This window comes from Paenibacillus sp. FSL L8-0663 (assembly GCF_038008125.1).
Taxonomy (GTDB): Bacteria; Bacillota; Bacilli; order Paenibacillales; family Paenibacillaceae; genus Paenibacillus; species Paenibacillus polymyxa_D.
In genome coordinates this window covers 2,989,954-3,001,050 of record NZ_JBBOYM010000001.1, presented here as the reverse complement: position 1 = coordinate 3,001,050, position 11,097 = coordinate 2,989,954, and the positions used below count along the sequence as shown (strand labels likewise).

The 11,097-nt window shown below is 43.8% G+C and carries 4 protein-coding genes; 3 read left to right on the top strand and 1 reads right to left on the bottom strand.

Annotated features, from left to right (window positions below; genetic code table 11):
- Positions 1-5 precede the first annotated feature (5 nt).
- Both MKY75_RS12790 and MKY75_RS12785 read left to right on the top strand, forming a co-directional pair.
- Positions 6-8,585, top strand: coding sequence for an amino acid adenylation domain-containing protein (locus tag MKY75_RS12790; protein ID WP_340887091.1), 8,580 nt, complete (start codon positions 6-8; stop codon positions 8,583-8,585).
- Positions 8,582-9,463, top strand: a complete 882-nt coding sequence (locus MKY75_RS12785) for a hypothetical protein (protein WP_069011799.1) — start codon at positions 8,582-8,584, stop codon at positions 9,461-9,463. The genes MKY75_RS12790 and MKY75_RS12785 overlap by 4 nt, the downstream gene beginning before the upstream one ends.
- Before the next feature lie 110 nt (positions 9,464-9,573).
- On the opposite strand, the gene MKY75_RS12780 is transcribed toward MKY75_RS12785, so the two are convergent.
- The gene (locus MKY75_RS12780; RefSeq protein WP_069011801.1) at positions 9,574-9,876 is read right to left on the bottom strand and encodes a hypothetical protein; all 303 of its coding nucleotides are present in this window, start codon (positions 9,874-9,876) and stop codon (positions 9,574-9,576) included.
- A gap of 292 nt (positions 9,877-10,168) precedes the next feature.
- Between MKY75_RS12780 and MKY75_RS12775 the strand changes: the two genes are divergently transcribed.
- Complete coding sequence (locus tag MKY75_RS12775; protein WP_029515141.1) at positions 10,169-11,074, top strand: NUDIX hydrolase; 906 nt, start codon at positions 10,169-10,171, stop codon at positions 11,072-11,074.
- Positions 11,075-11,097: the final 23 nt, after the last annotated feature.

Below are 11,097 nucleotides of genomic sequence, written 5' to 3'. Positions count from 1 at the left end.
ACGTGATGGAATCAGCTAATACATCTAATCAGAGTAGTTCTGATAGGCCGCGACGTTACTTGCCTTTATTTTCTCAGCAAAAAGGAAATGCCGGATTGCCCGAAGGCGATGATCAAGCACTTTACAAGATTCGTTTGGGGACAAGACAGGTCAAAACGATTATGGGTTTTGTACAGCATCATCAGTTGGGTATGCCTTCTTTTATAACAGCCATATGGTCCGTACTGCTATCCCATTACTCCAATCAATACGCTCTGCCTGTTTTATATTCCGTGGTATCAGACAAGGAAGGGAAAGAATGTCGTCTGGATTATCCATTACTCATTCATATACAGAAGGAAGATCATCTTCTCTCTTTGATACAAAGGATACAAATGGAATGGAACAAACAACATAGTAGCGACGAATTGAGAGAGGATTTTTCGCAGCAAACTAAAGTTGATCCTCCATCAGGGGCAGGGAAGGATTTCTTCAATGTGTGTATCGCAGAGATTTATGGTGACTTTCCTTCTCCAAGTTTAAATGCGGAAAAGTCCCCTCCCCTTTACGGTATAGATCAGCCAGAAATCGCGCTCTGCTACCGGTATGACCCGGATATATTGGAGTGCGCAATACAGTATGATGGCAGCCGTTTCGGAAAAATGCAGATCGCTAGATTCGCAGGCCATTTCAAAACACTGCTGGCAAATGCACTCCTTCTTCCGGAGAAGACGGTACTATTTCACCCCATGCTGACCACAAGAGAACGCAGACAGATGCAACAATGGAATGATACGGAACAAGCCTATCCTTTGGATAAAACTGTGGTTCAATTGATCGAAGAGCAGGCTGGCCGAACACCCGATGCAATCGCTTTAGAGTTTGGAGAGCAGAAGCTGACCTACTATGAGTTAAATCACCGGGCAAATCAAATCAGCCGCATGATTTTAGAGTCGTATTCGATACAGGGGCATGGCGTTCTGCCGACCGGCACGCTGATTGCCATCGTCTTGGATAGAAGCGCAGATGTGATCCCGTCGATGTTTGGAGTTATGAAAGCGGGCGCTGCTTATCTTCCGATCGATCCCCAATATCCTGGGGAACGGCTGCGATTTATTTTAGAAGATGCACAGGCCCAAATGATTATAACGCACAGCCAATTAGTAAGTAGGCTAAATCCATATATTTCTCAAATGGGTAGGGGAGCATATTCGCTGATTTGTGTGGATGAATGCTTGGTGCAGCAGGACTACTATCCCTACGAAAACTTGAAGATCAAGGTTACACAGAATGATCTCGCTTATGTCATCTACACATCCGGTTCTACTGGAAAACCGAAGGGAACCCTTATTGAACACGCGGGTCTGGTTACGTTGATCCCTTATCTTGTTGAAAAGTTTGGTATCACCTCAGATTCAAGAGTCATGCAATTCGCCTCCATTAGTTTCGACGCTTCAGTCTATGAATGGATCGGCACGCTATCAGTAGGCGGAACAGTGGTTGTTCTGTCAGACGAGGAACTGCCTCCTTATGCAGACATTTCAGATATTCTTGAAGAGAAAAATATCCACGTTGCGATGCTAACGCCATCTGTGCTGCGAACGATGAAACATAGAGAACTGCCAAGATTGCGGACAATTGTATCTGCTGGAGAACCCTGTACGCCTGATATTGTGGACTATTGGGGAAGAGGAAGACGATTCGTGAACGCTTACGGGCCGACCGAAGTGACGATTATTTGTTCTACTTCCGTCTGCAGACCGGGAAAAGAAATTACGATCGGCAAACCCGTCTATAACAAACGTTTATTCGTTTTGAATCCATTCGGCAGTCCTGTGCCTGTCGGCGTTCCCGGCGAACTATGGGTGGGCGGCATAGGGCTTGCCAGAGGATATTTGAATCGTGAAGAACTGACTCAGGAACAGTTCGTTCACAAAGAGGTTGTAATTAGCAGTGAATATCCGCCACACAGTGAGCGGCTATATAAAACCGGGGACATTGTGAAATGGACGCCGGATGGTGAATTGGTATTTATCGGCCGTATCGATGAACAAATTAAAATCAGAGGGTATCGTATCGAGCTGGGTGAAATAGAACATCAGCTCCGCCAACATCCTGACATCGGTCAATGTGTCGTTCAAGCCTGGAAGGACGGGGCCTACCATAAACTGGTGGCCTATTATACTGCTGTAGAAGAGCTGAAAGAGGCCGATCTGACACAGCACTTAAACTCTGTATTACCAGCTTATATGGTTCCTTCATATTTTTGTTATCTGGAGTCAGTTCCAGTAAATACAAACGGTAAAGTCGACCGTGGAGCTCTCCCTGATCCGAGGGGTACCTTATTTAATCAAGCTGATGAAATTGTGGAAGCAGACGAGGACGGTTTCGAAAAGCGCTTGCTTTGGATTTGGCGGCAGATTTTAAAAAGAGGAGATATCGGGGTTAACGACCATTTTTACGCGGTTGGGGGAGACTCAATTCTTGCCATTCAGGTCGTATCTATGGCGAGGGATCATGGTATCATGCTTACTCCAAGACAAGTTGCGGAGCATCCAACCATTCAGAAATTAGCTGCTGTGGTTACTTGGACAGACAATGATCAAAAGGAAGATCTCATCGTTGACTTGACAGGCGAATTTGGTTTGACACCGATCCAGTACTGGTTTTTCGAGCAACAGTTTGTAGAGCCGCATTATTTCAACCAATCCCAGCTGTTTGTACTCCGTGATTGTGATCCTGTGAAGCTGGAAACTGCCATTAATCAATTGATTCGATTACATCCAGAGCTGTCGATGGAGATCGTAGTCAAGGAACATGTGTATTCGCAGCGCTACCGAAAGGATGTTTCCATTCAACTGGCTAGCTACACCCTTCAACAAGTCGATTATCCCGAATCCGAAATTTCAAGCATTTGTGATACGTGGAACAGACAATTGAATTACGAGACGGGTGCCATGATGTATGCAGGAGTAATTCAAGGTCACCCTGACGGTAAAACCCGTCTGTTTATGACTATACATCATCTAGTCATTGATGGAGTGTCTTGGAGAATATTGGTTCAGGAATTGTATCAATTGTATCAGGGTATAGCGCTGCCTACTGTTTTAAATCCATACAAGAAGTGGCATTCTGTATTGATGAGTTATTCTAGACATAAAGATACTTTACGTCATATTGAATATTGGAAAAAAGTGCAGCATCAAACCGCAGCATTTGTACTGCCAGTAGACCATTACCCGGATCGTAAAAAGAGCAGTGAATCTTCGGAATTAGTTACAATGCTTACTCCTGACGATACGGAACTGCTTTTGCATCATTGCTCTCAGGCTTATCATACTGAGATCAACGACCTGCTACTTACAGCCTGGTCCCTGGCGCTCTCCGCTTGGTCTGGACAGAAGACGATTGCGTTTCGCTTAGAAGGCCATGGACGTGAGCACTTTGTATCCGATATAGATCTGACAAGAACCATCGGTTGGTTTACCTCCATGTTTCCGGTATGCATTCAGATTACGGACAGTTCCCCCTTGGGAGCGACGATTAAATCTGTCAAAGAGCAGTTGCGTTGTATTCCTCACCGCGGCATGTCATATGGCGCTTTGAGATACTGCCATCCGAATACAGAAGTCCGTTCCGAGTTATCAGCTTCTGAACCTCAGGCTCTTTTCAATTACTTGGGCCAGTTTGATCAGGAGAATGCGAGCGAATTAAACCAGTGGTTAGGGTTTACAAGTGACGCAGCACAGGATTATAGCTCGCCGCTTAATCATGGAACAAGCCTATTGGAACTCAACTGTTCCATTGTTCATGGCAAGCTGCATTTGTTTATGAAATATAGCAAATGTCACTATGAAGAAACCACCATTACTCAGTTGTTAGATACTTTTATAACACGTGTGCTTGCTATTATCGAACATTGCAGCCGGACTGAACACCAAGAGTTCACACCTAGTGATTTTCCATCAGTGTCACTGGAACAGCATTCGCTCGATCAGATCGTACAGACATATCATTGGCAATATGGTGTAGATAAAATGATGCATCTAAGTCCCTTACAAGAAGGACTGCTGTTCCATTATTTAGATCATCCTAGTTCCGATCAATACTTTGTGCAGGTTAGTTGGAAATATCATGGTAGGCTAGAGGTAGACTGTTACCGGGAAGTCTGGAACAGCATTATTTCTGAAAATGATAGCTTGCGGACTTGCTACATTTGGGAGGCGTTGGACAAGCCCATACAATGTATTATCCGAAATGCAGAATGGGATTGGACATTTTTGGATTTTGAAGCAGAGCAACCAGAGCAGCAACAAGAGTGTATCGAACGCTGGATGACAATGGATCGTAATCGCCGTTTTGATCTGAGTCAGCCTGCATTCCGCATAACACTGATTCAGACTGCTTCAAACGAATGGACGATGATCTGGAGCTACCACCATATTTTGCTGGACGGTTGGAGCCTGCCGCTACTAATAAATCGAGTTCATGAGCTCTATGCTTGTAGCCTGCAAAACCGGATGCCACAGCGCAGCTTGACCCGTTCTTATGAAACTTATATTCGTTGGTTAAACAATAAGGATCGCACAGAGGCCGAGTTATTCTGGAAGGCATATTTAGCCGACGTAACGGAGCCAACCCAACTACCGATAGAGAAGGGCATACTTCCCGAGGTACATCAACCGATTGAGAACCAGCAGATCGAGACTCTTTGTATTGATCCGAGACGAACCAAGCGGATCGCTGATTTTGTTCAGCAAGCGCAAGTTTCGCTAAATACGTTGGTGCAGTTTGCATGGGGTAAAGTGCTACAAGTCTATCAAGATGCGGATACAACCATATTTGGTATGGTCGTTTCCGGAAGGGGATCGGATCTTGCAAAAGCGGATCAGATCACAGGTATGCTGATTAATACGCTGCCTTTGGTCATGCACTGGAATGTCGAGCAAACCATCACTGAATATGTACAAAAGCTGCACCAAACCATTCAGAAACTAAATGACTACAGCTATGTGAGTCTGAATGAACTGAAGAGCTGGACTGGTATTCAAGGACATGTCATGTTTTACAGCATCGTAGCATTCGAAAATTATTTGAACGACTATCGGCAACCAGAAAATGAATTGAAGATGTCAGCTATGGAGGAACGAGAGAAAACGAATTATCCAATGACGATCACCGTTGCCAATGACGGGGAACAGATCACCATCAAGTTTATGTATGATGCAGATCGATTGAACCAAGAAACGGTTTGTCGACTGGCAGAGCATCTGCTAAATACGCTGGAATATGTGCTGGAATACCCGAATTACAACGTCAGAGACGTTTGCTTCATGAACAAGGATGAATATGAACGAATCGTCTACGACTGGAACAATACGTATACAGCATATCCCAGAGAGCGTTCAATTATTGATCTATTCCAAGAGCAAGCGGAGCTGCGGTCTTCACAGCCTGCAGTAATTGCGCACAATCAGGTTATGTCCTACCACACCCTAAACCTCATATCCCAGCACGTTGCCAAGATGTTAACGGATGATGCTGATGATAACAATCATGGAAAGTTTATTGGAGTTTACTTGCCGCGCTCTCTTGAATTCATTGTCTCCATCCTGGCGATCATGAAAGCGGGATATGCCTATGTTCCCATTGACCCCGATTTTCCGGCAGCAAGAACCCGCGAATTAATCAAGGACGCTGGACTGGACACCATTATCACTTCACAGGAAGGAGCGGAACGTATCTCGGAAGCCTGTAAGGGAATCCGTTTAATACTGATGGATACAAAGTATTTTGACCAAAATGGAGTTGTGGAACAAGAAGAGAAGGAGAACATGATTGCTCCAAATGATCTTGCTTATCTAATGTATACATCCGGATCGACGGGAAAACCGAAAGGCGTTATGGTGGAACATCGCAATGTCATTCGCTTGGTCAAAAACACCTGTTATTTTCCGTTTTCTTCTGATATCAGATTGCTTTATACAGGTTCGCCTGTTTTTGACGCTTCTACGTTTGAAATTTGGGGGACGCTGCTGAATGGAGGACAGCTGTTTGTAGTTTCAAAAGATGATCTTCTAAATATACATGTGCTGGAGCAGCGGATGAAGGAGTGGAGAATTAATACACTATGGCTAAGTTCTGCACTGTGTAATCACTGGATTGAAGAAAATGAAAAGATATTTGCTAGACTCCAATGGTTGCTCATAGGTGGGGAAGTTTTGTCGGTTAAGCATATCAATCGTATCCGTCTTGCCAATCCGGAACTTTCGATTCTCAATGTATACGGTCCTACGGAGAACACCACCTTTTCGACGAGCTACCGGATCGAAAAGCCTTTTGAGCAGAATATCCCTATTGGCAAGCCCATTAGTAATTCAACTTGTTATATTCTGGACAAACGGGGCCGTGTTCAGCCTGTCGGAGCAATCGGGGAATTATGCGTGGGGGGAGACGGGGTTGCAAGGGGGTATTGGCGGCAAAACCAATTGACACAGCATGCGTTTGCACCGAATCCATATCGCTCTGCCAAAGATGGTGAAAGAGGTACGAATTCAATTCTATACCGTACGGGAGATCGGGCGAGATGGCTGCCAGACGGGAATATCGAGTATATCGGACGGGCTGACGATCAGGTGAAACTTCGCGGCTATCGAATCGAACTCGGAGAAGTCGAGTTCCGTCTTAGCAGCTATCCTGTAGTGAAAGAATGTCTGGTCTTTATCCGGGAGGTTTATGGCGATTTGCGGATGATCGCTTACTATACAGCGGAAGAGGAGCAACGAGTGGAGCAGCTTCATACTTTTATGGCTGAAGGTCTTCCTTCTTATATGTTACCGTTTCGTTACGTTTGGCTGAAATCGTTCCCATTAACGGCTAACGGGAAAATCGATCGTAAAAATCTTCCTTTACCTGAAATCCATAGCAGCGATAAGGAAGCAAATGCTGGACCGAAGACTGAACTGGAGCAAACCATAGAAGAAGTTTGGAGCATGGTCCTGAAGCTTGATTACATTGGCAAGAATGAAGATTTTCACACGTTGGGAGGCCATTCGCTCCATGCACTGCGAATAGCCAGCCTGCTGCAAAAAAGCGGATATCCGGTTACGGTCAACCAAATATTTCGCGAACAGACGATCGAACGTTTGGCCCTCTCATTGATCCATGCAATGACGGATACAGCAACTGACCTTTGTCCGAACATGGATATCCCATATCAGTCTATAAGAAAAGAATACCCGAATGACGGATTTCCGCTGTCTGCTGTACAAAAACGTTTTTTCCAAAGAGATCTCGTGAATTATAACATGTTTAATGTACCTTACTTGGCTCGGCTCAAGAATTACATTCCTACAGAATTGCTGAACGCGTCGATTGAACCACTATTGAACAAACATGCGGCGTTGCGGCTGTCGTTTACTCAACTGGATGATGAATGGTATCAGTTTGAGCAGAAAATAAGTGCAGGAGAGGTAGTTTCTTACGTAGATTTGCACATGATCTCGGGATCACATGACGCCTACATTTCGGAATACTGCTCGAAAGTGCAGCATGAATTCGATATCAAGGAAGGACCTTTATGGAAAGTTGTGTTGTTTGACCATTATTGCGAAAAGAGACAACAGGTGATATTACTTCTGTTCCATCATTTAATTTTTGACGGGATTTCCATAAACATTTTTTTAGAAGAGTTGAGACATCTTCTCTTGCCGGGAAAAAGGAGTGATTTGGCGTTACATGCGGAGGAGAAGGAAAGCAGTTATCGGGATTGGTGCATAGCGTTGTCGCAATATGCGGCAAAGGACCCTTTTCCTAAAGCATCCACTTTCTGGAGTAAGGTTGTGGAAGGCGGCCAATCTTTACAGGTTGACAGGGAATCGGAGATACAGCCTCTTCACCGACACATGAGAACTATAACGTATGATTTACTTGAAGGAGAGGAGCATATTCTTCTTCTAAAGGCATTGGCTATGAAGCATCATACTACTCCACTGAGCATCTTACTGACGGCGTTGTCACAAGCTTGTTTCCAATTGAAAAAGCAATCGGATTTGCTGCTGCATGTGATGTCTTATCAACGTGAGTCTTTTTTGCCGGGTATTATGATTGATCGTACTATCGGTTTTTTTGCCGGTGCATACCCCCTTCGAATTCAGATCCCAGAAGGAGAACTATTGGGGAATTGGGAAACGGCACTGAGACATATCACACATACGTTGCGGCATATTCCATCTGAAGGCTTGGATTATTTTATTTTACGACATATGATACAGGGAATTTATCTAGATAAGGAACCACTAAGGGACGGAACACACATGCTTTTCCATTACCAATCAGAGGAAATGAACGGGATAGCTGATGATTTGTTTGAGCCTTTACCCATATCTTACGGAAATACGAACGCGGCGGACAATCCCTCTGCTTACAAGTTAAATATGACGGCAGGTCTTAGATGCGACAGATTAAGTTTAACCTGCTATTATAGTTCACTGCATTATAAGGATCAGACGATCGCTGAGCTAATACGCCTCATATCCAGACATCTGTGCCAAAGCATCAGTGTTCGCCCATATACCATGATAGCGGAGGGGAGCTTCAGATTATGAAAATATATGAATTTTGTCCATTTTTCAATGAAAATCGCATTGCAGATATTAAAATAAAAGAAAATTCCGGTTGGATTGATGAGTTGCACGTGATCGAAGCTAACAAGACGTTCAGCTATTTAGATAAGCCTCGGAACTTTAATCCAGATTATGTTGGTCCCAAGGTCATTTATCATCCATTTCATGCGGATCAACTGTTTCGTGAACCTGAGAAGCACTCATTGTACTTTGATGTGGATAGCTGCGGTGCGGATAACTTTGACCGCTGGTACTGGCGTCTGCTCAGCCATAACAGTGCGTTTCATAATGAGGCTTGCCAAAGAAACAAGAGTATCTCTATCTTGCAGGATAAGGTTGAGGATGATGATGTGATCATTTTGGCTGATTTTGATGAGATCATTGATAACCGGATGGCGGATCGTATTGTTTCGGAAGTGAAGAAACATCAAGTTATTACAATTAAAATGCACTACTCTGTATTCTTCCTGAATCTTTTTTGCCAATCTAATCACGGTGCTCCTTATTGGAGCTATCGCGTGTTCGCCATGACCGGCCGGTACTTCAAAAGTATGCCTTTCTTACCCGACTATCTCAGGAAGAAGGGGATTGCTGAAGCGCTGTATCATGACATTTATTGTCTGGAGGAGCCAGCTGGATTCCATCATTCATGGCTTGAATATCAGAAAACCGCGCTTCCCAAACTGCAAGCTTTTGCCGCCAATGTAGAAGATAAAAGTATATTAAATGCAGAGTATATTGATCAATGCTTACATGATAAAAAGCTGTACTATATTGATACTGAACTTTATGTTGATAACTCAAAATCGTTTTTGAGCAGTCTACAGGAACTTAAAACAGATGATCTTTGGTACAATTAAAGGGAAAAGAGATCAAATAAAAACTGCCGACGGGGTCGGCAGTTTAGTTTAAAGACCTTCTGATGTATCAGATTGATTTATCGGAAGGTTGTTTTGCTATGTACTTGGAATCAATAGTAGCTGCTTGAATTCAATGAACTTATGAGTGCAGGCAACAGAGCAACAGCCATAATGATATAGATCACGATTACAATAGCGGCCCAAAGAAGGCCTGCTTTAGCGTAATTAGCTTTGCTCGGATTAGTCGAGCCGCTAAATGCCCACACAAACAGCATAATAAGTCCAACTACCGGTATAGCCATCAGAAGTAAACTGATCATCCATTCCTTGAATGAGACTGGAGGCGGGTACACAGGGGCTGGTCTGGATGGTGCTCCTTGTTGATTGTTTTGCGGATTAAACTGGTTAGACAATTGGATCTTCTCCCTACGTGATTAGTATGTTGTGTTTCCTATATTGACCAAAACATCATACATGATATGACAATAAGCAACAAGTAAAATTCAGTAAACAGTCTAATAGTACTATCAAACGTTTAAAAATAGGTCTATACACCCTATTGACGAAGCAGTTTTTATATATTATTGTATTGATATTAACATTTTGTTTTTATCAATTGATTCAAATTAAAAGTTACATAGAGCATTCGCCACTTTTGACTCAAAAGCGATGAAATACCCATATATGAACAGGTAGGTGACGCAAGTGACAGATGGATTGAAACATAATTACAGTGGCTTGACGGAAGAGGAATTTTTGGCCGCTTATGATGCGAGTGAATATGAGCGCCCATCCGTAACGGTAGATATGCTGCTATTTACGGTAATGGATCAGCTCCAACAAAATTACCGTAAGCTGCCGGAGAAGACCCTACAGCTTCTTTTGATCCAAAGAGGGGAGCATCCCTATATAGGACAATGGGCGTTGCCAGGTGGTTTTGTAGGCATAGATGAAAGTCTGGAAGAAGCTGCACGACGCGAGCTTAAAACGGAAACGAATGTGGATCAGATTTATATGGAGCAGCTATATACTTGGGGAGATGTGGCACGTGATCCACGTATGCGGGTGATCAGTTGCGCTTACATGGCTTTAGTTGACCACGATTCCTTGGAGGTACAGGCGGGGGATGATGCCGCTGATGCCCAATGGTTTGAGCTGGATTACAGCGTAGCTCAGGAGACGCGGACGAATCAGCCGGAAGGTTACACATGGGAACAAGACATTGACATCACATTGAAGCATGGGGACATCCATCTGTCAGCCAAAGTAAAAATAACTGAAATTCTTAAGGGAAGAACCATTGAAATCAAGCGAGAAGTGCTGGAGTCACAGGGAATTGCTTTTGATCATGCCAAAATTATTGCGTACGGTATAGAGCGTCTGCGCAGCAAAATAGAATACACAGATATCGCATTTCACCTGATGCCGGCTCTATTTACACTAAGTGAGCTTCAGCAGGTGTATGAAATTATTCTAGGTAAGGAGCTGTTGGCTGCAGCTTTTCGTCGCAAAATAGCTGATCTCGTGGAAGAAACCAATGAGTATAGAAAAGCGGCCGGACACCGTCCATCCAAGTTATACCGATTTAAGCCTCGGTCGCGTTTTATGTAACATAAGGAATATGAAATGAGGAA

Bases quoted from the DNA above. Each gene is read 5' to 3' on its own strand.
- MKY75_RS12790 (WP_340887091.1), top strand. From the start codon at position 6: ATGGAATCAGCTAATACATCTAATCAGAGTAGTTCTGATAGGCCGCGA.
- MKY75_RS12785 (WP_069011799.1), top strand. From the start codon at position 8,582: ATGAAAATATATGAATTTTGTCCATTTTTCAATGAAAATCGCATTGCA.